Source organism: Paraburkholderia guartelaensis, assembly GCF_004353905.1.
Taxonomy (GTDB): Bacteria; Pseudomonadota; Gammaproteobacteria; order Burkholderiales; family Burkholderiaceae; genus Paraburkholderia; species Paraburkholderia guartelaensis.
The window spans coordinates 47,438-69,792 of sequence record NZ_SMOD01000041.1; the positions used below are offsets into that span (position 1 = coordinate 47,438).

Annotated in this window: 20 protein-coding genes, 1 tRNA gene and 3 pseudogenes; 12 read left to right on the forward strand and 12 right to left on the reverse strand. The window is 63.6% G+C overall.

Annotated features, from left to right (window positions below; genetic code table 11):
- Nucleotides 1-138: 138 nt before the first annotated feature.
- Both E1N52_RS45475 and E1N52_RS34855 read right to left on the reverse strand, forming a co-directional pair.
- Nucleotides 139-705 (reverse strand): DUF2934 domain-containing protein, encoded by a 567-nt coding sequence (locus E1N52_RS45475; protein WP_342777933.1) that lies wholly within the window; start codon nucleotides 703-705, stop codon nucleotides 139-141.
- Nucleotides 706-717: 12 nt separating this feature from the next.
- Nucleotides 718-1,375: pseudogene (locus E1N52_RS34855) on the reverse strand (YihY/virulence factor BrkB family protein).
- A 187-nt stretch (nucleotides 1,376-1,562) separates the two neighbouring features.
- On the opposite strand from E1N52_RS34855, the gene E1N52_RS34860 reads away from it, so the two are divergent.
- The 3 genes from E1N52_RS34860 (at nucleotide 1,563) to E1N52_RS34870 (ending at nucleotide 3,014) form a co-directional block, all read left to right on the forward strand.
- Nucleotides 1,563-1,763, forward strand: coding sequence for a CsbD family protein (locus E1N52_RS34860; RefSeq protein ID WP_133188404.1), 201 nt, complete (start codon nucleotides 1,563-1,565; stop codon nucleotides 1,761-1,763).
- Nucleotides 1,764-2,333: 570 nt separating this feature from the next.
- The gene (locus tag E1N52_RS34865) at nucleotides 2,334-2,897 is read left to right on the forward strand and encodes an Hsp20/alpha crystallin family protein (RefSeq protein WP_133188406.1); all 564 of its coding nucleotides are present in this window, start codon (nucleotides 2,334-2,336) and stop codon (nucleotides 2,895-2,897) included.
- 44 nt (nucleotides 2,898-2,941) lie between these two features.
- A tRNA-Lys gene (locus E1N52_RS34870) sits at nucleotides 2,942-3,014 on the forward strand.
- Between the two features lie 896 nt (nucleotides 3,015-3,910).
- On the opposite strand, the gene E1N52_RS34875 is transcribed toward E1N52_RS34870, so the two are convergent.
- The 6 genes and pseudogenes from E1N52_RS34875 to E1N52_RS34900 form a co-directional block, all read right to left on the reverse strand.
- On the reverse strand, nucleotides 3,911-4,378 hold the full coding sequence (locus E1N52_RS34875) for a hypothetical protein (RefSeq protein WP_246089339.1): 468 nt from the start codon (nucleotides 4,376-4,378) through the stop codon (nucleotides 3,911-3,913).
- 138 nt (nucleotides 4,379-4,516) lie between these two features.
- Nucleotides 4,517-4,759 (reverse strand): annotated as a pseudogene (locus E1N52_RS34880) (hypothetical protein).
- A gap of 196 nt (nucleotides 4,760-4,955) precedes the next feature.
- On the reverse strand, nucleotides 4,956-5,261 hold the full coding sequence (locus E1N52_RS34885) for a hypothetical protein (RefSeq protein WP_246089340.1): 306 nt from the start codon (nucleotides 5,259-5,261) through the stop codon (nucleotides 4,956-4,958).
- 104 nt (nucleotides 5,262-5,365) lie between these two features.
- Nucleotides 5,366-5,644, reverse strand: coding sequence for a hypothetical protein (locus E1N52_RS34890; protein ID WP_133188410.1), 279 nt, complete (start codon nucleotides 5,642-5,644; stop codon nucleotides 5,366-5,368).
- An 80-nt stretch (nucleotides 5,645-5,724) separates the two neighbouring features.
- Nucleotides 5,725-6,138 (reverse strand): Hsp20/alpha crystallin family protein, encoded by a 414-nt coding sequence (locus E1N52_RS34895; protein ID WP_133188412.1) that lies wholly within the window; start codon nucleotides 6,136-6,138, stop codon nucleotides 5,725-5,727.
- Nucleotides 6,139-6,170: 32 nt separating this feature from the next.
- Nucleotides 6,171-6,611: an Hsp20/alpha crystallin family protein gene (locus E1N52_RS34900; protein ID WP_133188414.1), complete on the reverse strand. Its 441-nt coding sequence runs from the start codon at nucleotides 6,609-6,611 to the stop codon at nucleotides 6,171-6,173.
- A 198-nt stretch (nucleotides 6,612-6,809) separates the two neighbouring features.
- On the opposite strand from E1N52_RS34900, the gene E1N52_RS34905 reads away from it, so the two are divergent.
- The 6 genes from E1N52_RS34905 (at nucleotide 6,810) to E1N52_RS34930 (ending at nucleotide 14,185) form a co-directional block, all read left to right on the forward strand.
- Complete coding sequence (locus E1N52_RS34905; RefSeq protein ID WP_133188416.1) at nucleotides 6,810-7,445, forward strand: diguanylate cyclase; 636 nt, start codon at nucleotides 6,810-6,812, stop codon at nucleotides 7,443-7,445.
- Nucleotides 7,446-7,615: 170 nt separating this feature from the next.
- A complete protein-coding gene (locus E1N52_RS34910; protein WP_133188440.1) occupies nucleotides 7,616-7,933 on the forward strand; it encodes a co-chaperone GroES in 318 nt (105 codons plus the stop codon).
- A 75-nt stretch (nucleotides 7,934-8,008) separates the two neighbouring features.
- On the forward strand, nucleotides 8,009-9,631 hold the full coding sequence (groL, locus tag E1N52_RS34915) for a chaperonin GroEL (RefSeq protein ID WP_133188418.1): 1,623 nt from the start codon (nucleotides 8,009-8,011) through the stop codon (nucleotides 9,629-9,631).
- 108 nt (nucleotides 9,632-9,739) lie between these two features.
- Nucleotides 9,740-9,994, forward strand: coding sequence for a hypothetical protein (locus tag E1N52_RS34920; protein WP_133188420.1), 255 nt, complete (start codon nucleotides 9,740-9,742; stop codon nucleotides 9,992-9,994).
- A gap of 19 nt (nucleotides 9,995-10,013) precedes the next feature.
- The gene (locus E1N52_RS34925) at nucleotides 10,014-10,361 is read left to right on the forward strand and encodes a hypothetical protein (RefSeq protein WP_133188422.1); all 348 of its coding nucleotides are present in this window, start codon (nucleotides 10,014-10,016) and stop codon (nucleotides 10,359-10,361) included.
- Between the two features lie 1,586 nt (nucleotides 10,362-11,947).
- The gene (locus E1N52_RS34930) at nucleotides 11,948-14,185 is read left to right on the forward strand and encodes an ATP-binding protein (protein WP_133188424.1); all 2,238 of its coding nucleotides are present in this window, start codon (nucleotides 11,948-11,950) and stop codon (nucleotides 14,183-14,185) included.
- Between the two features lie 55 nt (nucleotides 14,186-14,240).
- Here E1N52_RS34930 and E1N52_RS34935 read toward each other — a convergent pair whose 3' ends face one another.
- The gene (locus E1N52_RS34935) at nucleotides 14,241-14,681 is read right to left on the reverse strand and encodes a response regulator (RefSeq protein ID WP_133188426.1); all 441 of its coding nucleotides are present in this window, start codon (nucleotides 14,679-14,681) and stop codon (nucleotides 14,241-14,243) included.
- 106 nt (nucleotides 14,682-14,787) lie between these two features.
- Here E1N52_RS34935 and E1N52_RS34940 point away from each other — a divergent pair, with 106 nt between their 5' ends.
- Nucleotides 14,788-16,701, forward strand: a complete 1,914-nt coding sequence (locus E1N52_RS34940) for a hybrid sensor histidine kinase/response regulator (RefSeq protein ID WP_133188428.1) — start codon at nucleotides 14,788-14,790, stop codon at nucleotides 16,699-16,701.
- A 1,383-nt stretch (nucleotides 16,702-18,084) separates the two neighbouring features.
- Here the strand turns inward: E1N52_RS34940 and E1N52_RS34945 are convergent.
- Nucleotides 18,085-19,038: a DMT family transporter gene (locus E1N52_RS34945; RefSeq protein WP_246089341.1), complete on the reverse strand. Its 954-nt coding sequence runs from the start codon at nucleotides 19,036-19,038 to the stop codon at nucleotides 18,085-18,087.
- Between the two features lie 61 nt (nucleotides 19,039-19,099).
- The gene (locus E1N52_RS34950) at nucleotides 19,100-19,714 is read right to left on the reverse strand and encodes a LysE family translocator (RefSeq protein WP_133188430.1); all 615 of its coding nucleotides are present in this window, start codon (nucleotides 19,712-19,714) and stop codon (nucleotides 19,100-19,102) included.
- A 119-nt stretch (nucleotides 19,715-19,833) separates the two neighbouring features.
- Between E1N52_RS34950 and gcvA the strand changes: the two genes are divergently transcribed.
- Nucleotides 19,834-20,730 carry a transcriptional regulator GcvA gene (gene gcvA / locus E1N52_RS34955; RefSeq protein WP_133188432.1) on the forward strand — a complete coding sequence of 299 codons (897 nt, stop codon included), beginning with the start codon at nucleotides 19,834-19,836 and terminating at the stop codon, nucleotides 20,728-20,730.
- A 280-nt stretch (nucleotides 20,731-21,010) separates the two neighbouring features.
- Here gcvA and E1N52_RS34960 read toward each other — a convergent pair.
- Nucleotides 21,011-22,038 (reverse strand): annotated as a pseudogene (locus tag E1N52_RS34960) (IS701 family transposase); the annotation flags it as partial.
- Nucleotides 22,039-22,149: 111 nt separating this feature from the next.
- Between E1N52_RS34960 and E1N52_RS34965 the strand changes: the two are divergent.
- Nucleotides 22,150-22,355, forward strand: a 206-nt coding sequence (locus E1N52_RS34965; RefSeq protein WP_484217453.1) for a transposase, incomplete at its 3' end; no start/stop codon positions are given.

Here is a 22,355-nt window from a genome sequence, read left to right on the forward strand (position 1 = left end):
CCACCCCCGGTGCCCCCCACCTGCGCAGCCTCTCGTCGACAGGACGCGAGCCAGATGGCAGGCGTTGGCAGCGAAGCTGAGACGCAGGATGAGGTGCGGCAAACAAGACGCACGACGACCGCGTGCGGCACGGCGTGCCTACGTCGGACCAGGCTCCGTCGGGCCGGACGGGCCGGCTTCTGAAATCTCCGCCTCCGCCCTATACCAGTACTCGTCGGTGTGGTCGTCCGGACATCCCGCTTCCTCCCACAACTCGTATGCGCGACGCCGGATGCGCGCCTCCCGGTCACTGTCCGCAGGCGGTTCATCGATCCTCGTCGCTCCGCCAAGCGCCGGCGGATCACTCGCTGGAAATGACGCCTCTACAGCATCATCAATCGTGCGATCAGATACGCCGGCCGCGCTCTTTTGCTCACTCACTGTCTTCCCCATCTCGACCTCCGTTGCACTAGTAAGGACAGCTCCGCAAATGGCGTTCCTCCGGCCACGGCGCAGATGAGCACTGGCACGTCTGTTGCGCCCGTCTCCCGACCGCATCCCGCGAGATGCGAACAGGTGAAAAGCGCTGGTAGTGTGCCCGAACGAACGCTCGTCGCAAGGCGGGTCACCGCGATAGATCGTGCGCTGAAGCGCCTGAATCCGCTCAGAAATGGCAAAGGGCGCCGAGAAATAACCCCGCATGCCGGGAACTGATCGACCGCACATGACGCGCGAAATCTACGCATGCGGCCCCGTCGGGGGCCTTCGACCCTCTCGCCTCACCGCAGCCTTCCCGCCGGCACGCCCGATCGACGCTGCCACCTCAGCTCCCAGCAGGAAGGTGGCGGCCGAAAAATACAGCCACATCATCAGCACCGCGAGTGAGCCGGCAGCCCCGAATTCGTTGGCGGTCCCCGCGTGTGCGAGATACAGCCCAAAGATATGGCGGCCGGCTGAGAACAACAGTGCCGCCACCAGGCCGCCCCATATCGCATGCTTCAGCGGCACCCTCGCATCGGGCATGAATTTCATAAGCGCAGCAAAGGCAGCAGCCAGAACGGCGAACGCCAACGCGGTCTGGACCACTTGTGCGATGACCGCGAGAGGCGTGCGCGACGATCGCCTGCATGGCCGCCGCCGCGTCATTTCCCATGATGTCGTGGATCTGGGCAAACAGTCTGCCGCGGGCAGCGTCCGCACCGAAAACCCGGCCCGCAATGGCGAGCGCAATAATCAAGGTGGGGGCGAGCGAAAAAGCCGAAAAGAATCCGATGCTTGCCGCGAGAGTCGAACAGCGGTCCCGGCCGAAACGGTTGACTGCTTCCGATGCGACGGCCCAGCAAACGCGAAGGCTCGAGCGGCTGCGCGCGCGAACAGGCTGGGAGCGTCCTTTCATCGCATGGCTCCGGAGGCTCGAGGGAGGACCGATGGACACCGGAACAGCCGCAAGCCGTATGCCTCCCGACACGAACGCACCCGGGTGGGCCGCGGCTGCCTGACTGGCCCCTCCTGCCGGTGATATCAGGCACGACCGTTGCGGAAGGGATGCGCGCGTCCGGCGCGAACATATCGGGAGAGGTGTCATGAACAAGGACCACGTGAAAGGCGAAGCTGAAAAGCTCAAAGGCAAGGCAAATGAAGTCGCTGGAAAAGTCACCGGAAACAAGTCCCAGGAACTTAAGGGCGACGTCCAGCAGGGGGCGGGTGAAGCACAGAAGAAGGCAGGCGACCTGAAGGACGCCGCGAAGGATGCCGCCGATGATCGCGAGGAGGACCGCGAGTAAGGCGAGCGTGGCATCGCGCGCGTGCGGGTGGTCCGAAACTGCCCGCACGCCTGCGTCCAACTCACGACCCGCAGACGGAATGCAGCAGCATTCGGGAGATCCTCCGGCAAAGGACCAACGCGCGTCCGCTCAGCAAGACCGCGAAACGCCAAAATATGGAGAAGTCGAACTGCGTCGTCTATGAGACTGGGCACGTCGGGCATCTCGCCGGGTTCCGGAACTTCCTCACGATTGCGGCGCAACGGCTACACGTGCGCTGCCATTGCCTGGCAACTGATAAATTGAATTTAACGACGCGGTCCCGCGCTCTAAAGGGACCCGTCGACCCGGACATAAGCACAGGCCGTTGAAACCGCCCGAAACGCGCAGACCCCTTGAAATTTGCTCTCGGCGACCTATCTTGAATTTCGCCCAGGGATCGCCGCTGCAATCTCCGCGCGCTACATGTTTCGGGCACTTCATCTGACCGCAGAAAGCGGCATATTCAGGCACGGCGGATTTGCAAGGAAAGGATCTCGGCATCGGCGCCTGAGAGCTGATCGTTCGTGGCTTATCCTGGAGGAGGATGCGATGAACACCGACCGCAAAAAGTGGAATCCCTTCAAGTTCCTTCGCGGGGCAGCACGCAAGTCCGACGCGGACGGCCCGGAAAGTCAGCCGGCGGGCGATCAATGGCGGGCTTCATGGCCCGATATTCCGCGGCTGTTCTCTCGGGACCAGTGGCGCGCCGTCGAGGAGTTTTTTCATGACCCGTTTGCGGGTCGGGGCGTGCTTGAACGATGGTTTGGCGACTTCAGTTCATCGCGCTTCCAGCCCCGCATCGACGTTGTCGACGAAGGGAAGGTACTGCGCATCACCGCCGAGCTGCCCGGCATGGAGCGCGAAGACGTGAACGTGAGCGTTGAGGACGGGGCGCTCGTGCTGCGCGGCGAAAAAAGGCAGGATGTGCGCAGCGAGGAAAACGGCTGCTACCGGCTGGAGCGCGCCCATGGGAGCTTCATGCGCACGATCCCGATGCCGGAGAACGCCGATCCCGATCACGCCCTCGCAAAATTTGATAACGGCGTGCTCACATTGACCGTACCGAAAACGGAGCCCGCACGCTCAGCGAGTCGCCCGATTGATATCGGCTAGGACAAGCCGCCAAACAAAGCCGGTCGCACCGCTTCGGGTGAGCGGGGCCGTTAGCTCAGCTGGTAGAGCAGCGGACTTTTAATCCGTTGGTCACTGGTTCGAATCCAGTCGGGCCCACATTCGGCCTGCCGTTCCTGAAGGCCCATCCTGGCCTCGTGGGGCGAAGCCCCGCGCCGGCATGGCGAAGCGCCGGTTTCCCGGCACACTACCGCATGACCGACCTTTGGACCGGATCACGGCGCCACGAATCCGGGTGGTCCACGCCGGGCCGGTTTTGACCTGCATGCGCATCAGTATCTCCGTACGTGCTGCGCAGTGTCGTCCATTGCTGGCCTGCGACGGTCCCGGTCAAGGCGACGCGGTCTTCTCGCAGGCGTGAAGCCTTCAATCCGGAGTCGTGCAGATCGACGCGCATCGTCGTTCCGGCCTCGCGCAGATCGCCCGCTCGAATCAAGAATACGTTTTGCGTGCGTACCGCTCATGACACGAGCGTCATCAGGACACCTTGACGCCAGCCTGCGACCCATGAAGAAAACGGACCGCGTCGGACCGCCCGATGGAGATCATGCCGGCAGCCTTTCACCCGGACACAGGCCGTAAAGACACCCCGCAACGCGCCTGCCAAGGTTCGAAGCGGGTCCGCGGTAGTCGCGCTCACCCCGCCCTCGGGAGTTTTCGCAACGGCTCCCGGATCTTGTGCCCGCCGCATTCCCGAGAATGTGACGGGCTTTTTTCATTCCCTGTTTGACGGTGCAGCCGATGGGCGAGCCGGTCAGCGACAGGATCCATGCGGTGGCCGCCGGCGATCCACGGGAAAGTGGACGGCCAGCGCCTGCCCGGCTTTTCATGGTGGTTGCAACCTTCGGGGCCGCTGCACCCTGCCGACATGGCGGCCGTTTTTCGTGTCGCGCGCGCGATAGTCTGAACGGCACGGCCTGTGCGGCATAAACTTGACCGGGCGGCGTAGTGTCCGGCGCGGCTCGTTCGTCCAGATTTGCCCCGTTCTGGACGCGCTAGCGACTGGTCTGGGGAGGCTCGTCGCAGCCAACTGGCAGGCCAATCGCCGAGAGCAGGCGTCGGGCTTCGGCGAATCCGCTCCCGGGATGACGCTCGAATATGCGGTTGAACTCCGCGACGAGCGGACGGGCGCGCTCCGGCACCGGAGCGTCAGGCCCAAGCAGCAAGGCCGTCTGTGCGAATTTTACGGGTCCGGCCTTTAACAGCGCACGAAGGCCCGAACTGGCGCTGCCCGGACCAAAAAGCTCGTGGCCGTACACACGGATCATGGCACGCACAATCGCCTCGGCAGCCGGCGTAAGCACTGGCATCGCCTCAACGAGGCGCAGGTGCGGGGAGCGCACGTCCGGAGCAGTGAAACGTCCGATGTCTTCAACGTCGGCTTGCAGACGCTGTACCGGCAGGTCAGCGCTAAAAAGCATCAGCCGGACGCGTTGATAGAGCGCGTCTTCAGACGGATCCATAACTCGCGTCCCTCTCATCCCTTCTCCCCTGCAACACGTTTGAGCCAGCCAGACTGCACCGGAACACGACCGGTCGCGCCGTGGGCAGCACCGCCCAGTTCCCGCTTCACAAACAGACGAACTCTCGGGGCCGGTGGGCTAGCTCCATCGAACATACCGCCATGAACCAACGGAACGTTGCTGGATCCAGGCGACGGCGGCCTCCAGGGCTTCATCGCACGCCTCGTCGCTGTTGGCGAAGTCTGCGTCAACCCCGAGCGTTCAGGCTTCGCCGTCCCGGCCGGTGACGATGGCCGCTGCCGCGTAGCGGCCCTGGCCAGTCCTGGTCACGACCGGCCGAACCTCACAGCCGTGATACTCCATGACGTTTGCCATATGCATATGTCGCTCCTTCAGGGCCGCGCCATCCGCGGGCGCGGCGACGCCGGCTCGCAGCCAGTCCGTGCAGCGCGCGGGCGCGCCGGGCCGCCGTCAACGCGCGGCAAAACTACCATGGCGAGAGTTCGCTGGATCGCCCTGCAACCTCGTGCCCGTGTGCTGCTGCGGCTGCAATTGCAAGCCGCAGCCGGCGACACGTTTAGCCGCGCGAATCCACCTCCATATCCGTCGTGCGCTCGCCTGATCGCGGAGGCGGCGCCTCCGATTCGTCAGCGCCGCCTGTCGCGGCCTTTGGCCTCCGGCGCGGCGAGGCGTCAGGGTGAAGCGCCTGGAGGAACGTCTCTCCTTTGCCGGTCAGATACGCGCGTCGTGCGCCGGCAGCACAATGTTCGAGCATGACCAGCTGGCGCTCCAGCAGCGCGTCGAGCTCGGCGCGGTTCATGTCGAGCTGGTCCGGCGCCTGGCGAACGAGCATCAGGGTCGCAAATTCGTGTGGACTGAGCATTTCCGTCTCCCGAAAGACCTCAAACTAAAGGAGGGGCGCGGTGAAGAAAAACGCCACATGGTGCACAGCGCATTTGGGCCGCGCCGCGATGCAGCGACGCACCTTCAGGCGACCAGCCCCGGCGGTACCGTGCCTGCGAAACAGCCCGAATTGATGGCGCGTATCGCATACTCCGTCGTTTGCCGGTGCGCCTCGTCCGCGCTTGCCCAGTGCTGGGCGTAGCGCGGCAGGTGCCACTTCGCGATCACATGCTCGCCGCGCCGGATGCGGACCAGGGCCATGTAACTGTCCGGGACGCTCCCGGGCAGCGCGCAGTGCCATACGGGAAATGCGCGGGTCTCGATCGTGAAACCCTTCCAGCTTTTGCTTGCTGTGTTCTCCATGGGTGCCTCCACGTGGCCGGTGAGGCGGCGCAGGCCCGGCGGCCCGCGCCGCATGGTTTGAGCCGTTCGTGCGCATCCGTCTAGCCAGCGCTCACCTCAATGCGCCGCGGCTTCGCCTCCTCCCGGCGGGGAATGGTGAGCTTCAGGACGCCATCGCGCAGCTGTGCGTCGATGCGCGACACGTCAAAGTCCGGGCTGAGCGTGAAGGCGCGCCAGAAGTGCGGATGGCGCACTTCTGCGTGCTGCAGGCGCAGCCCGGATGGCGTAGGAATCACCGCCTCCGCTTCGATGTTCAGACTGCCGTCCTGCACACGCACGTCGAGCTTCTCGCGCGGCACGCCTGGCAGGTCGGCATACAGCGTGATGCCGCGACTGTCCTCGAATACATCGACTGCAGGCGCGATCCGGGTGAGCTGCTTCGCTGCTTCGGCACCCTCCCGCGAGGCAACGTCCGTTCCCGCGCGACGGGCGGCCAGTTCAGTGCTGTCGTTCATGATGTCCTCCGTGATCCTGTGTATCGGGTGGCTTACTGGACAGTGATGGCACGTGGCTTCGAGGCCTCGGAACGTCCAACGCTGACCGTCAGGCAACCGTTCACGTAGCGCGCGCTAACCTTGTCAGGATCCGCGTGCTGGGGCAGCTCGATCACCCGCCGGAATGCGCCCATGAAACGCTCCCTGGCATAGACGCGCGCCTCGTCCCCGACTTCGGTCTCCGGGGGCGTGCGTTCGCCACTGATCGTCAGCAGTCCCTTGTCGATCGAGACATCGATCGATGCCGGATCCAGACCCGGCGCGAACGCGACGATCTCGACGCTGTCGTCAGTACTGCCTATGTTGATGGGCGGAAAGGTTTCGCTGCGCATGGCGCGCAGGCTCGCGGGAAATCCCGCGAAGACGCTGGCCATCTGCCGTTGCAGGCGGTCGAATTCGCCCAGCAGATCGGTGCTGAAAAAGAGATCGCTCATGACTGGCTCCCTGAAACCGGGGCCTCTCACGAAGCTTCGAACCGGACCACGCGCTCCAGTCCGCCTGCCTGTGGGATAGCCCCGCCGACAAACAAATCGAAACACGCAGCGCTAATCGCGACTGCCTGAGCGATGAATAAAATAGCGCAAGGAACGGAAATTTCAAGGGGCCCTGCAACATGTCTTTCGGGGAGTCTTATGGTTCTTTTCGATACGCTTCAGGAACAGATCGACAGCGTGCGCCTGCCGCTCTTTGCTGTCACGCTCACGGCGGCGCAGGTGAATACGCCGCTTCTCGCGATACTCCACTGGCACGCATTCCGGCGCGCGACACAGCTTGTCCTGCCCGGCATCGAGATCCCGCCACGACCGGTCCCGGGCTCGGCCGTCCGGCTCGATGCGGCTTGGCAGAGCTTCGAGACCGTGGACGCCATCCTTCTGGATGCCGCCTGGCAATCCGGTGCATGGGATGTCGAGCGCGTCGAGCAGCGCGGCTGCAATGTGACCGGCGCAAGCGCTGCCGAGGCGCTCGCGTGCCGGCAGGCGTTCGGCGACTACGGAGAGGACATGGCCCGCGACCCGCAACTTCTCGATGACGAGACCGATCGCGGCGAGCTGATGCAGCTTGCCGCGCGTCGGGGCTACATGCGCTGGCTGTTCCGCCCCGTCAAGGGCGGCCTGTGGGGCACGCTCAACGAGCCGGACGACACCCTTGACGTCGATGGCGGACGCCGGCCGCCCTGTCCCGTGTCGCCCCGGCCCCGCCGACCCGAGGGGCGCGGCCGAACGGTCTATCGCCTTGGCGCGGTCCATCGCATCCTGCTGCGGCGCTGAAACAATTTGTTACAAAGAGACATCATCACGCGCCCTTGAAGAGCGAGATGGCCGCCTCTATTTCGCTTTCCGCCAGACATGGCACGGCTGCACGGAGGCGAATCACGTTCCCCGATACCCGCAGCCGGATTCCCTTTATTGGTGATCCTTTAATCGCTCAGGAGATGGAAATGCAGATTCGTCCCCTCTACGACCGGATTATCGTCAAGCGAATCGAGACGCAGCGGACGACGGCCTCGGGCATCGTGATTCCCGATTCAGCGGCAGAAAAACCAGAACAGGGCGAAGTCGTTGCGGTCGGCAGCGGCCGGCCGCTGCAGGACGGAACGCTGCGCGCGCTCCAGCTGCAAGTCGGTGACCAGGTGCTCTTCGGCAAATACGCAGGCCAGACCGTCAAGGTCAATGGCGAGGAACTGCTCGTCATGCGCGAAGAGGACGTCATGGGCGTCCTCGAGGCCGACGCGGGTGCAGCCCGCAAGGCCGCCTGATCTTTCGACCGGTCGCGGACACCCGCCCGGTCGTTCGCGACGTGTTGAGTCAACGACTTTACCCGGAGCAACAACATGAGTGCAAAAGACGTCAGGTTCCACGACAGCGCCCGCGCCCGTATCGTCAACGGCGTGAACGTGCTGGCCGATGCCGTCAAGGTCACGCTTGGGCCCAAGGGCCGTAATGTGCTGATCGAGCGCAGTTTCGGCGCGCCGACCATCACCAAGGATGGCGTGTCGGTCGCGAAGGAAATCGAACTGAAGGACCGCTTCGAGAACATGGGCGCGCAGGTAGTCAAGCAGGTCGCGTCAAAGACCGCCGATGTGGCCGGCGATGGCACCACCACGGCCACCGTGCTCGCGCAGGCGATCGTGCAGGAGGGTATGAAGCACGTCGCCGCGGGCATGAATCCGATGGATCTGAAGCGCGGGATCGACAGGGCCGTGGCCGCCGTGCTCGACGAGCTGCGCAAGCTCTCCAGGCCGATTTCGACCAACCGCGAAATCGCCCAGGTCGGATCGATCTCGGCCAATTCCGACGAAGCGATCGGCAAGATCATCGCCGATGCGATGGAGCGTGTCGGCAAGGAAGGCGTCATCACCGTCGAGGACGGCAAGTCGCTCGAGAACGGGCTCGATGTGGTCGAAGGGATGCAGTTCGACCGCGGTTACGTGAGCCCCTACTTCATCAACGATCCAGAAAAGCAGGCAGCGTATCTCGACGACACGCTGATCCTGCTGCACGACAAAAAGATCTCGAATATCCGGGATCTGCTGCCGGTTCTCGAAGCGACCTCAAAGGCCGGCAAGCCCCTGCTGATCGTCTCGGAAGACATCGATGGCGAAGCACTGGCCACGCTCGTGGTCAACGCGATGCGAGGCATCCTGAAGGTCGCGGCCGTCAAGGCACCAGGGTTCGGCGACCGCCGCAAGGCCATGCTCGAGGACATCGCCATCCTCACTGGCGCAACGGTCATCTCTGAAGAGACCGGCAAGCAGCTGCCGAAGGCAACGCTCGAGGATCTCGGACGTGCGAAACGTGTGGAAGTCCGCAAGGACGACACGATCATCATCGACGGCGCAGGCGACGAGAAGCGCATCCAGGAGCGCGTATGGTCGCTCCGCAGGCAGATCGAGGATACGACAGTCGACTACGATCGCGAGAAGCTTCAGGAGCGTCTGGCGAAGCTTGCAGGCGGTGTGGCCGTCATCAGGGTCGGTGCAGCGACCGAGGTCGAGATGAAGGAGAAAAAGGACCGCGTCGACGATGCGCTGCATGCCACGCGTGCGGCTGTCGAGGAAGGCATCGTCCCTGGCGGCGGCGTTGCGCTGCTGCGCGCGCGCGAGGCGGTGTCCACTCTTAAGGGCGTCAACGGCGATCAGGACGCGGGCATCCGCATCGTGCAGCGCGCGCTCGAGTCGCCGCTGCGCGTCATCGCCGCGAACGCCGGTGACGAGCCTTCTGTGGTCATCGCGAAGGTGCTCGCAGGCAAGGGCAACTTTGGCTACAACGCCGCTACCGGTGAGTTCGGTGACCTCGTCGAAGCGGGCGTGGTCGATCCGACCAAGGTCACGCGCACGGCGCTGCAGAATGCGGCGTCGATTGCCGGGCTGATCCTGACGACGGATGCGACGATCGCCGACGCACCGAAGGACGAAAAGCCCGTGCTGGCGAGTGCGCCGGAACTGGAATACTGACCGCATCGGTCTTGCTGTGTGCACCGCTCACCTGGCCCGCGGTGCGTTTCCTTCGGCACCGCTCTTTCTGTCTTCGCGGGGGCGGTGCCGCTTTTTCCCGGGACTGCCATGAAACTCGAACTTCGCATTGATTCAAGGCCGCTCGACATCGAGATCGATGACGTCGTGGCGGGACTGCTGGCCGTACGGCTCGACCTGCCAGCGGGCGAGGATAACCGGGACGCGCTCGCGCGCCACCTGAGCGCGAAGGGTGAGCCCTGGATTCTCGACGAGGAACACATGCGCCGACGCATCCTGCGCCGGCTGATCCTGGACATCGCCGACCCCGCGCTCGTCATCCGCCATCTCATGGCTGACCAGTGACCCTTGTGCCTGCGCGGCCATGGCGAAGCTTCCCCCCGGAATCCTCGGGCGCGACTTCCTCACGTTCCTGCAACTTTCGGTTGGTGACGAGATTCGCGCCGGCCAGGTTATCGACGATTCCGCGCTGCGTCAGGCGATGTGCGCCGTGCGCTGCGGGACCATGCGTGCAGCGCGACCAGCGATGAAGGTCTTCTTCGATGGATGCCAGTTCTGGCTCGCCAGTCATCTTCACCGTTACGAGGCAGCGTGCCGTCTGGGCGCGCGCCACCAGGAATTCTGGTGCGAAATCGAACCGGGCACCAAAGACGACGCCTGGCGACACGCCTCGCGATGGACTCAGGCCTCGGACCATTACGGAAGTGACTGATTCAACACGTCGGCTGGCCGCCATCCGCCCGATGACCGCTCCCACGAGCCATTGCTGGCATCCCGACGTTGCCCCCCGAATGGCCGATTCGTTCGCCCGTGTGCCGTTCGCAGCAGGCACGCAGCCCCTGCAGTTCGCGCTCGGCTACGGGACGTGGGACAGGCGGGTGGTGACCGGTGTCCATGACGACGAGGCCACCACCAACTCATCGCGCCGAAGAACTGACGCAAAACTTCCTCCGCGCAGTGCTGCGGGCGCGAGGCAGCGCAGGACGCTATGAAAATGCGTGTTGACGCGCCAGAGTCCGGGCCCCGTCCCCGGCTCGTTACCTGAATCGCGTCGGCGGTCGAAACGGGGCGTAACACTGTGCCGGATGCTCTTCACAAAGCCGTCCCAGACACGCCCCGCCGACCGCCCCCGTCGCTCCGGCCGCTGTCACTGGTCAAAAGATTCCTGGCATTGGCAATGCATCAATCGCGCACAATTTGTCCAGCCGTGTTCGTTGCGCGCGCAACCAACATACATCTTTCAATCGACAGGAAACACAACGTCCGGTTGCGGAGCAGGGCGCGCCACCGGACCCGGGCAGGTTACGGGACTCGTGGCAGACACACGTTGATTCAGCTGAAAGAGCGGTGGTGAATGCACACGCAGCCGCGTTGCGTCAGCGTGGGTGTCGCCCATGGCCGCTCGCCTGCAGGACGTCACGGCCGACGGGCTCGGCGTGGCCGTCGGCAGGCCATCGCGTGCTTCCGGCCCGCTGCTGCGCGGCTCCATCCAGTATCCGATGCCGCCTCCGCCCGGGAGTGGCAGCGTTTGCTCGCTGGCCGCTACGGCTGCTTTTGGCGAAGCAGCAAGGGTTACCACCGCCACAAACGCCCAGATCTGCTTTTTCATGGCAAACCCCTTCCTTCAACCCTGTCCAGCACAGCCGAACCCGCAGTGTGCGCCGGGGCGGATGTTGCACACTGCCTGACTGAGCCGAATATAACTTAGCTTCCCTTATCGAATTTTTCAAGAGGCGGCCGGCGCCACAATGACTGCTTCGGCAACGGGCTCGCGCGCCACCCGGGAACGGGACGCTTCGGCAGGGCCTGGCTCCCTTCGCTGAGCCGGTAGAGCGTCCCGTGCGCGAGCTGACGGTCCGGGACAGGGCGGCATCCGGGCCGCCGCCGCTGCAAACCGCGCGACCGCCGGGTGCGCCCGCAATGTGGAAATCGTGCTCCGCGCTTCGCTAGCGGTGTTGAGCCGCGTCGTTTTGTACGATTAAATCCCTGTCCCGCAACGCGACGCGGGAGTGCGGAACGTCGGCCGGGTTCTTGCGCCTGGCCCGGGGGCACTGCGATCCGCGGGTGGGCATCTGGTTTCATGCGGGCTCAACTGCTGCCGGATCTGTCCGGGCGTTTGCGCCCCTCGCGATTTTGCATAAAATAGCTTCGTGCACTCTTCGCTGTTCAGCTGCGAAGAGGTTGCGCTGGTCCACTTTGAACCGTCCCATCGTCAAGGCGACTGGCGCGGCCGAGCCATCGTCCCGTGTTATCCGGTTCGGCCGCGCCTCTGGGAGCGAAACTGTTCGGGTGCCGTCAATGAAACCTGCTGGTCATCTGGCCACGGATGCGTACGAAAACGCCGGCCACTTCGTCCACTTCTACGACGAGGATGCACCGCTCGTCCAGCGCGTGGCAGACTACGTGGAACAGGCGCTTCGCGCCGGTGGGAGCGCAGTCGTCATCGCGACTGCGCCGCATCTGGCCATGCTGCAAGACCGCCTGGGCATCCATTACCGGGTCTCTCCGGGAAAATCCTCAGACAGCTCGGACACGGATCCCGGTCCGCTCGTCCTGATGGACGCTGACGCCGCACTCGCCGCGTTGAGCGTCGATGACTGGCCGGACGAGCAACGGTTTCATTCGACGGTTGGCGCCGCCATTGCGCGGGCTGCTGCTCGCGGAGGCCCGGTCCACGCCTTTGGGGAAATGGTGGGTCTTCTCTGCGAACGCGGACGTCAGGCGGCGGCGCTCCACCTTGAACGCCTGTGGAGTGCGCTGGGCGCGAACTACAGGTTTTCGCTGATGTGCGGCTACCCTCGACGGCTCTTTCCCACCAACGACGAAACGGCCATTTTCCAGGACATATGTGCGGCACATACGCGGGTGCTGCCAGACGATGTGTTCACGAACGCCCCGCCCACGGACGCATTCAGACTGGCTGCGCTCTGGCGACAGAAGGCGGGCGCCCTCGAGGCGGAAATGCTACGGCGGCAGCGTACCGAGCGGCAGCGCGACGACATGCTCATGCATTCCCCGGTGGCGTCGGCCCTGCTCGTCGGTCCGGAGCACCGCTTCTGGCTGGCCAACCGGGCCTTTCGGGCAATGGCCGGCCGCGACGATCTCGCCGGCTCCCGTTACGTCGACGTTTACCCGCACGAAGCACGTGTCATGGAGGGGCTTGGACAGGTCCTCAAGGACGGTAACCCTGTGGTCCTCGAAGAATACCGTGGGCACGGCACCCCTTGCGCCGGGGAACAGGGACGGATCGTCACCCTGCACATGAGCCCCCTGGGTCCGGCAAGTGGGCAGGCCGTCGATAGCGTCATGCTGACGGCCATTGATGTGACCGAGCACGTCCTCGCGCGGGAACGCCTGGAAAACCTGCACGCCGAGCGTGCACGGCTGCTTGCCGGTCTGGAAAATGCGAGCCGCGCGAAAGATGAATTCCTCGCCATGCTCGGCCACGAGCTGCGCAATCCGCTCGCACCGATTGTCACCGCGCTGGAACTGATGCAGCTGCATGGCGCGCAGGGCACGTCCCGCGAGCAGTCGATCATCCGGCGACAGGTCGGGCACCTCGAGCGTCTCGTTGATGATCTCCTCGACGTCTCCCGGATTGCCCGCGGCGACCTCGTACTGAAGAAGGAAACGGTCAGCATTCGCGAGGCAATCGACAGGGCTGTCGAAATGGCAGGCCCACTTCTCGGGCAGCGCGGCCACAGGCTGGACGTGCAGGTCGCTGGCGACATTGCCTGCGAGGCGGACCCCGCCCGCATCGCCCAGGTAATCAGTAACCTGCTCACCAATGCCGCGCGCTACACCGATGCCCCGGGCGGCGACATACGGGTGCTCGCCCGCAGCGAAGGCGGGTGGATAACCATCCGGGTGCGCGACAACGGGATCGGCATGACTCCCGAGACCCTCGGGCGTATCTTTGATACGTTCTATCGCGGCAAGCCGGAGGACGGACGCGGTGCCGGTGGGCTAGGGCTTGGGCTCGCACTGGTAAAGAATCTCGTCGAACTGCACGGCGGCCGGGTCCATGCCCAAAGTGACGGGCGCGGACGCGGGAGCGAGTTTGTTGTGGAATTACCACGTGGGAATGCGAGGCCGGTCATCAGGCAATTACATAAGCTCCGCGGCGTGGTGTGCGGGGCCGCCAATCCGGCGGATGTGCCACGGCGGGTTCTGGTAGTCGATGACAGCGTGGACAATGCTCTCGCGCTCGCTGAATGGCTGCGCAGCCGCGGGCACGTCGTGGAGGCACTGCACGATCCAGCGGCCGCCCTGAAGGCGGCGCCGTCGTTCGATCCCGATATCGTCGTCCTCGACATCGGCCTTCCTGGCATGGATGGCTATGAACTGTGCAGAAGCCTGCGTTCGTTGCCTGGTGGCCGGCCGCGCATCTATGCCGCGCTAACCGGGTACGGGCAGGAAGCGGACCGTACACGCAGCACCGCCGCGGGCTTCGACCATTATTTTGTCAAGCCGCTGCAGCCACAGCAGCTTCTGGAACTGGTGATGTCCGTTCCCGCAGACCGGTACGAGGGATGACACCGTCCCGGCGGCCAGTGGCCATGGCCGCTGGCGCCGGTTCGCCTCGACCCGACTACACCTCGAAGCAGCTGGCCAGCCAGGTGACAAGCTCCGCAATCGCGGCTCCCTTGCGACAATAGCCGTCAAAGGAGCCGGGCATGATCCGTGCTGCGACGCTTTCCAGTGGAAGCGCCGTATACGCGACGATGATGATCTCCCGCGTCGCTGCGCGCGAGCGTAGCATCCCGGCCGTCTGGTGACCGTCTACCTGGGGCATGTTGATGTCGAGCAGGACGACGTGGGCGTTTGCCCGCTCGCACTCGGCGACGGCGTGTGCGGCGCTGTATGCGGCGCACGTCTGGTAACCCGCCAGGCCGAGCGCGACACATACTGCGTCCGCAGCGGCCGCATTGTCATCCACGACGACGACACGGGGCTGTTCATCGGTGCGCACGCTACGTCTTGTGAACCAGGCCTGGCGGGCGGGAAAGGATTCTTGATCAGGCTTCTCCATGGCTCGCAACCGGTTGCCCTGTCCGACCGCAACCGGCGTGCCAAGCCTGCTTTCCGGCCGCGGGTGCCGCGGCGAATCTGGCTGATCCCAAAGAGGAGCATTTTCGATGCAGCTTGCCGGGCAGACGGACACTGGCCTTTCCCCCGAGCGCCGTTTCGAACTGATGATCGGTGGCGTGCGCGACTACGCTATCTATTTTCTCGACCCCGGCGGCCACGTCAGCAGCTGGAACGCGGGGGCAGAAAGGTTCAAGGGATACCGGGCGGAAGAGATCATCGGCCACCACTTTTCGGTCTTCTATACCCAGGAAGACCGGGAAGCGGGCCTGCCAGAACGCGCATTGCGCACCGCGCTTGTCGAGGGCAAGTTCGAGCAGGAAGGCTGGCGCCAGCGCAAGGACGGCACGCGCTTCTGGGCCAGCGTCGTGCTGGACCCGATTTTCGACCAGGCAGGTGAGCACGTCGGTTTCGTCAAGATCACGCGCGACATTTCGGAGCGCAAGGCCGCCCAGGAAGCCCTGCTGGAAAGCGAACGGCGCTTTCGGCTGCTGGTGCAGGGCGTCACGGACTACGCGTTGTTCATGCTCTCGCCCGAGGGTATCGTGACGAACTGGAATGCGGGCGCCCAGCGCATCAAGGGCTATACCGAAACCGAAATTGTCGGGCGCCACTTCTCGTGCTTTTACACTGAGGAAGACCGGGAAAAAGGGAAGCCGGCAGCCACACTGATCCGCGCGTCGGCGGAGGGCCGCTCGGAGCAGGAAGGATGGCGCGTCCGCAAGGACGGAACCAGGTTCTGGGCTCACGTCGTCGTCGACGCCATCCGCGACGCGCAAGGCAGGCTGCTCGGCTTTGCGAAGATTACACGCGATGTCACGGAAAGGCGGCAGGCCGCCGAGGCGCTGGAACGGGCGAACGCGCAACTTTTCCAGGCGCAGAAGCTCGAGGCTATCGGACAACTGACGGGCGGCATTGCCCACGACTTCAACAACCTGCTCGCAGTCATTTCCAGCGGTCTCGACGTCGTCGCTGCCCACCCCCCCGCACACGTCACCGCAAAGATGCTCGAATCGATGCGACGCGCCGTGACGCGCGGTGCCACCCTGACCCAGCAACTGCTTTCCTTCGCCCGGCAGCAGCCTTTGCACCCCGAAGTCTGCGACATAGCGGCGGTCATCGAAGGCTTCCAGTCCATGCTTGGGCGGGCCATCCCGTCGTCGGTCCAGCTACGCATCGACTGCCAGGCCACGCAACGACGCGTGAAACTGGACATCATCCGCTTCGAGGCCGCACTGCTGAACCTGGTCGTGAATGCCCGGGACGCCATCGGCACGGACGGCGAGATCATCATTCGCATCCGGACTGCCGAGCTGCAAGAAGGTCAAGCTCAGGCGGCCGCCGGCCCATATGTTCTGGTTGAGGTCACGGACACGGGATGCGGCATGCCTGCGGAAGTCATCGCCCGTGCCACCGAGCCGTTTTTTACCACCAAGGAGCCCGGCAAGGGCACAGGCCTTGGGCTAAGCCAGGTGTATGGTTTCATCACGCAGTCCGGAGGCGCGATGGACATCGCCAGCTGCCCCGGCACCGGCACCACCGTCAGCCTCTATCTGCCGGCGCTCGCCGCGGACGGGCCGACGACGCATCCCGTCGCCGACCTGGCGACAGAGACGGTTCTCGTCGTCGATGATGAGAGCGAGGTGCTGGAAGCGACCGCGGAGCTCTTCCGGAGCATCGGATACGCCGTCGTGACCGCCGCGAACGCGCAGCAGGCGTTAGGTGTCCTCGCGAGAAATCCAGGCATCGACTTCCTTTTCACGGACATCGTCATGGCGGGCGAATTCGATGGCATCGAGCTGGCACGACGCGCACACGATACGTACCCTGAACTGCGCATCGTGATCGCGTCTGGCCATCTCGGCCCGTCGCGGCAGAAAGACGGAAGTGCGCTGGCTGACTTCGTGTTCATTACGAAGCCGTACCGACTGTCGGAGCTCGCGCGTGCCATGCGGCGCGCCTGACCGTTCCTTCCGGGATCGTCGCTGCGTTTTAACCAGGCCGGTAAGGCCGACACGTTGACGGTATTGTTGCGCTCACTTCGAGGGGCTGTACGGTGACGGGCCGGGGCGACTCATCGCGACGACCGAACTGCATTGACAGGCGCCATATGCGCGATCCGGCTATCGACCCGGACAATCGCCTGGATCGCGCGCGGGTCACCGGTACTTCTCCCCCATGGTCAGCGGTCGTGCCCGCGTTCCGTGCCAGGGCGGGTAAGCCCATGGCCTCGTTTTCTCGGCAATCTTTCTATACTCCATATAATTTGTACTCCACAATAATAATTTCATGATTGCAGCGCAGAGCGTTGCTGGTCTTGTACCGGCCTGCCGTTCTGGTACAGGCGGAGTTCATGCCTGCGGCGATGGTCAATATCGCGCGAAATCTTTTGCAACCGAAAAACGCGATGTAACTTCGGCAGCGCGAGAATCTGGATTTCCGCGGCTTCCTTGCGATAGATGCCACCGCGAACGACGACGGTTCGACGGGCGAAATCGTGGGCTGGAAACGGCAGCCAGAGTGGACGGCGGTGCTCACCAGCGTCCTGGGCTTCCGAAAGGGAATGTGCGAAAGCTGTCGACGCAGGCCTGTACGAGAAGGTGCAACGTCAGCCATTGACTGGCCCGCCCTGCTCCAGGGCGCGGGGGCAACCGGTGCATCGATCGAGAGCCAGATGCCCAGGCCGAGCGCTCCGTGCGCGGGACGCTGCAAGAGGCAACCCGGCGTGCTCGCGCCCTCCCACTTGCAGTGCCATCGCAAAAACGCATGTGCGACCGGACAGAACGGCGTCGTCGCGCAGGCGGCCAGCGGCCACGCCAGATGGCGCGCAGCGGTCGTGATGCACGCGTGGTGTCCATGGGCGTAGACGCGCATCAACCTCCGCCGCACGGACTTGTAACAGGCGCGAGCCGGGACGTCGATATCGTTGGGAGCCCCTCGCACGCGGTGACAATATTCCACGGATCGTCGCCCTCCGCCAGTGCGCTCGCGCCGAACGCGATCCAGGACCCATCCGGCGCAGGCGTTTCGCGCACGCGCGCGAGGGTGTCGCTCACGCGTCCGGCCACCCGGCGTTGAAACGGGCTAGCGACACGAAGGTCGTCGGGACTCTGTGTCGGCACACACCACGGCCGCGCGCAGGCCGGACAGTTAGCCGGCGCCCGGAAAATATCCGGCCTGAGCCGTAGACCGCAATAATTCTGACACCGTTGCGCCATAAAAAGTGTCACCACGCCACCGGATCCGAACCGCCGGTGTCGGCCAGTTTGGGACATTCGTTTCCGACGAGTCGCGACGCTGAGGCGTCGCTTCAACGTCAGACTGCGGCCGTCCGGTTGGGGACCCGACTAACGAGATGTTTGCCTCGTGCTCATCGTCAGCACGAGTCCGGCCAGAACGAGCAACGCGCCGCCAACGAATGACGCCCCGAGCGTATCGCCGAACATCGCAGACGCCGCGACGAGGCCGACCAAGGGCTGAAGGTACTGAACGCTCGCGGCGACGCGCGCCGGAACGACGCGCAAGAGGTTCAACCACAGGAATAGACCTGCAACGGTCACCACGACACCCAGATACACGGCAGCCGCAACGCCTTCCGTGGTGACGTGGATCGGTACGTGCCTGAATTCACTGATACTCCAGGGCAGCAACGCGATGAAACCGAATAGCGTGCTCCACGCCGCCACCGTGCCGGTACCGTACGCACTGGTCAGTTCCACGCTCCAGACGTAGTAGAACGCAATCGCGATAGCGGATAACAGAAGCCATCCCGCTCCGGCCAGTGTCGTAGTCGCGGTAGCCGGGGCACCATGACCATGCCCAAGCGCGACGAGCGCAATGCCTGCAAATGCGGCGAGCAGGCCGACTCGCTGTAAGGCTGAGACGTGCTGCCTGAGCCGTACGGCTGCGAAGAAAACGATGAATACCGGAATGGTTGCGGAAATGATCGTGCCGACGGACGCCGACGTACCGGCAACGCCGAAGGTCTGGGCAACCTGCCCCACACCGATGCCGAGAACGCCGAGCGCAGCTACTCGTGGCACAGCCCGCCAGGGCAGCGCATGACGCCGCACGGCAAAGGCCAGCAGTAGAGGCACCGCCACGGCAAACCGGAACGCTGTCAGCGTCAACGGCGGCAACGTCTGAAGCCCCAGTTTTGTCACCGGAATGGACAGTCCCCACATCACTGCGAGCAGCAGCATGGCGCTTAGGTTTCTCAACGTCAGTCCGGCCGTCCTCTGGGTGGACGCATCCTGATAGATTCCGGCTCCCGCGGGAGATAAAGAGCTTTGGCTGGACATCAGAACTCTGAACGAAGAATAGCTCGATTGGCACTCCTGACGGGAGCCAACCGGCGCCGATTTACACATGGAGCGGTAGCACGGTACCAATCGCCACGAAGATGCCGCCGCAGACGCGATTGAAGCGCCGCCCAGCTCGACTGAGCCACGGACGGATTCGGTTAGCGGCGATTGCAAAGACGTACTCGGCAGCAAATTCGGTGACCGCATATGTGGCGGCCACGATCACGAACTGGACGACGAGGCTTCGCTGAGCATCGATGAATTGCGGCAGGAACGCGCTGAAGAACAGAAGCCCCTTGGGATTCGTGGCAGACGACAGCGCGCCTTGCCGCACGAGCGACCATGAGCGCGCCTCACTCGTGACGGCCGGCGTGGCCGCAACGGCGATTGCGGGCGACCGCCACACCTGGACGCCGAGCCAGACGAGGTAGGCTCCGCCAACCAGCTTGAGGACGGTGAGCCAGATCACAGAAGCCTTGATCAGCGCGCCGATGCCGAACATGCAGAGCGCAATAACAGCGATGAAACCCGCCACAGCGCCCGTAATGGTAAAGAGCGTCTTGCGGCTACCGTACATCGCACCGTGCGTCAGCGCGAGAAGCCCGTTCGGTCCGGGAGCCAGTGACATGCCAATGGAGGTCACAAAGAAGACGAGCCATGTATGGAACTGCATGTTTCCCCCTGGGCACTCCGAGCAGAACAAACCGGTCCCAGATGTTGGCGTCCGCAAAGACGATTGACAAACCATTTATCGTCATATAATGCATGAGTTAAACTCATGCATAGGTGCTCATGTTCGACCGACTACCGCCGTTGCAAACGCTTCGCGCCTTCGAGGCAACAGGACGGCTACTGAGCATGACGCTCGCGGCGCGGGAACTGCATGTAACGCAAGGTGCCGTCAGTCACCATATCAAGACACTCGAAGACGATCTCGGGGTCGCCTTGTTCCAGCGACTGACCCGACGGCTTGTGTTGACGGAGTCGGGCGCCGAACTGCTGCTGGCTGTGACCCGTCTTCTGGGGGAACTCACCAGGGAAGCCGAGCGCCTTCGCGCCCAGGATAGCGTCGCGCGCATGACGATCAGCACCAGTGTCTCGTTCGCAAGCAAATGGCTGGCGCTCAGGCTGCACCGCTTCAAGGCACTCCATCCGGAACTCGACGTTCATCTGGACGTGACGGACTTAAACGTCGACCTGGAAGATGGAAAGGTGGACGTGGCAATCCGCTACGGCAGTGGCCGCTATCCGCGCGCGTTAGCAGAGCGGATCATGGATGAAACCGTCACGCCCGTATGCAGCCCGGAGTATCAGGCCAGGATGGATGGTTTGCCATCCGTCGACAGCTTGTCCAGTTGTACCCTGCTGCACGAGGACCGGATGTTGGCGAACTGGGAACAGTGGTTCGCGCTTGCGCAGGTAGACAAGGTCCGCACGGGCCGGGGTCCAGCGTACAGCCATGGCAGCATGGCCATCGAAGCGGCGATACGGGGGGAAGGTGTCGTGCTGGGACGCAGTGTGCTGGTCGCCGATGATATTGCGGCGGGACGGCTCGTAGCGCCATTCGCGCATTTCAAGCTCAAGGCGGAGCGCGGCTACGATCTCGTCTATCGCATAGGCAGTCGAGATCATCCTAAGGTTTGCGCACTGCGCGACTGGCTTGCTGAGGAAGTCCAGCGTCCGGCATAAATGCCTCTGGCGACCGAAGTCGATCATAGAGCGGCCACTGCTGGCGAAGGACCCGAGTGGCCGAGCTGGGTTGTGGGCTTCTGCCCGACGCGGCCGGATCAGTGATGGTCCCGTCGCTGGCTTCCGCCTCGGACCGTGTTCGGCCAGTTACGGGCATTGGTTCGCGCCTTCTTAGTCTCACTGTGTCATAAAACTTGTTGCGCGCTCTATTGTTGTACAGGAAGAGTGCCATCGTTGCATGAGCCTTTGACCGAGTAGGATACGCAACGTAGTAATGGAATCAGGAACGTGGCGTTGAGCGCGCTGGACTGCCCCGGGGGATGTAATCCGGGGGAAGGACAGGCAGCGCGCGTTCAAGGAAGTTTTTTTACCACGTCCATCTGATTGCATTCTTAGTCGCTGAGCCATCAGAAACCCATACGCAGCGATACTCAGTGTGGCGTGATGGTGAGAGCCGCGCCAGCCTCGCCCTTCATAATGACCGAGCCCGAACTCCTGTTTCAGGTCCTGATAGTCGCGCTCGATGCGCCAGCGCATTTTGGTCACGAACACAAGCTGCTCGAGGGTCGCCTCCTCGGGTGCAGTAGTGAGAAAATATTTGAGCGGCTCCGTATCGCCATCAGGCCATTCAATAAGCAGCCATTCTTCGTCGCGAACGGTACTTCGCCAATAGTCGTGATGTGCGGGACGAACCCGTACGGCGGCGAAGCGTGAGGAAAGTGCTGCGTTGCTGCCTTCCCGCCAGGTTACGGTTCGCCAGGCGTTCATGGGTAATTGCATGGCCAGTTCCTTCGCCACGAGCGGTTTATGGCCGGGCGCACGGCGCAACAATTTCGGTGGCTGACCACGCCCACTCCAGGGTTTGGGTGGCAGCGGCGCCGTACCGGGCGCCCACACAGAGGTGCCCGGCCGGATCCCTACCGCATACAACAAACCCAGTTCAGTTACGCTTTCCCGGAAAGCGGTTTCGTCGCCGTACCCGGCATCGGCCAGCACAATGCCCGGCGCAATGCCGGATGCTATAGCCTCGCGAAGTTGGGCCAGCGCAATCTGTGGCTTGGTCTCGAAGGTGAGATCGTCAGGAATGCCCGCGCGACGCGCTCGTTCCCGGTCGTCAGTCCATTCCTTGGGAACATACAGCTGCTAGGCAATTGGCAGGCTGCCGCGTTGCGTCGCAATCGACAGGCTCACCGCGATCTGGCAGTTATCCTGTTTGCCCAGTTGCCCACAATATTGCCGCGCTACGCCGACCGAATGCTTGCCTTTCTTCGGGAAGCCCGTGTCGTCAATAATCCAGTAATAGCCAGCCTCTTCAGCAGCGTGCAGACCTAACAGGCCGCTGAAATACCGCTTAAACACGTCATCGCGCAGAGCTCGTGAGGCGTTGATAGATGGACCACTACTTGTCCCCTGGAGATCATGCGCGGCGCCGACACATTCACCGAGAGTCTGTTTTCCATGCGCAAGCTGGACGACTTCGTCCCCAAGTCGCATCCGTTGCGTTCGATCCGCGTGATGGCGAATGAAGCGCTGGCGAAGATGGATCGACAGTTCGCCCAGATGTACGAAGCGGACATAAAGGGCGGGCGGCCGAGCATCGCGCCAGAGAAGTTGCTGCGAGCCAT

Bases quoted from the DNA above. Each gene is read 5' to 3' on its own strand.
- E1N52_RS34905 (WP_133188416.1), top strand. From the start codon at position 6,810: ATGGTTCTTTTCGATACGCTTCAGGAACAGATCGACAGCGTGCGCCTG.
- gcvA (WP_133188432.1), top strand. From the start codon at position 19,834: ATGTTCGACCGACTACCGCCGTTGCAAACGCTTCGCGCCTTCGAGGCA.
- E1N52_RS34930 (WP_133188424.1), top strand. From the start codon at position 11,948: ATGAAACCTGCTGGTCATCTGGCCACGGATGCGTACGAAAACGCCGGC.
- E1N52_RS34890 (WP_133188410.1), bottom strand. From the start codon at position 5,644: ATGGAGAACACAGCAAGCAAAAGCTGGAAGGGTTTCACGATCGAGACC.
- E1N52_RS34900 (WP_133188414.1), bottom strand. From the start codon at position 6,611: ATGAGCGATCTCTTTTTCAGCACCGATCTGCTGGGCGAATTCGACCGC.
- E1N52_RS45475 (WP_342777933.1), bottom strand. From the start codon at position 705: ATGTGCGGTCGATCAGTTCCCGGCATGCGGGGTTATTTCTCGGCGCCC.
- E1N52_RS34865 (WP_133188406.1), top strand. From the start codon at position 2,334: ATGAACACCGACCGCAAAAAGTGGAATCCCTTCAAGTTCCTTCGCGGG.
- E1N52_RS34895 (WP_133188412.1), bottom strand. From the start codon at position 6,138: ATGAACGACAGCACTGAACTGGCCGCCCGTCGCGCGGGAACGGACGTT.
- E1N52_RS34875 (WP_246089339.1), bottom strand. From the start codon at position 4,378: ATGGATCCGTCTGAAGACGCGCTCTATCAACGCGTCCGGCTGATGCTT.
- groL (WP_133188418.1), top strand. From the start codon at position 8,009: ATGAGTGCAAAAGACGTCAGGTTCCACGACAGCGCCCGCGCCCGTATC.
- E1N52_RS34910 (WP_133188440.1), top strand. From the start codon at position 7,616: ATGCAGATTCGTCCCCTCTACGACCGGATTATCGTCAAGCGAATCGAG.
- E1N52_RS34860 (WP_133188404.1), top strand. From the start codon at position 1,563: ATGAACAAGGACCACGTGAAAGGCGAAGCTGAAAAGCTCAAAGGCAAG.
- E1N52_RS34920 (WP_133188420.1), top strand. From the start codon at position 9,740: ATGAAACTCGAACTTCGCATTGATTCAAGGCCGCTCGACATCGAGATC.
- E1N52_RS34925 (WP_133188422.1), top strand. From the start codon at position 10,014: ATGGCGAAGCTTCCCCCCGGAATCCTCGGGCGCGACTTCCTCACGTTC.
- E1N52_RS34940 (WP_133188428.1), top strand. From the start codon at position 14,788: ATGCAGCTTGCCGGGCAGACGGACACTGGCCTTTCCCCCGAGCGCCGT.
- E1N52_RS34885 (WP_246089340.1), bottom strand. From the start codon at position 5,261: ATGCTCAGTCCACACGAATTTGCGACCCTGATGCTCGTTCGCCAGGCG.
- E1N52_RS34950 (WP_133188430.1), bottom strand. From the start codon at position 19,714: ATGCAGTTCCATACATGGCTCGTCTTCTTTGTGACCTCCATTGGCATG.
- E1N52_RS34945 (WP_246089341.1), bottom strand. From the start codon at position 19,038: ATGTCCAGCCAAAGCTCTTTATCTCCCGCGGGAGCCGGAATCTATCAG.
- E1N52_RS34935 (WP_133188426.1), bottom strand. From the start codon at position 14,681: ATGGAGAAGCCTGATCAAGAATCCTTTCCCGCCCGCCAGGCCTGGTTC.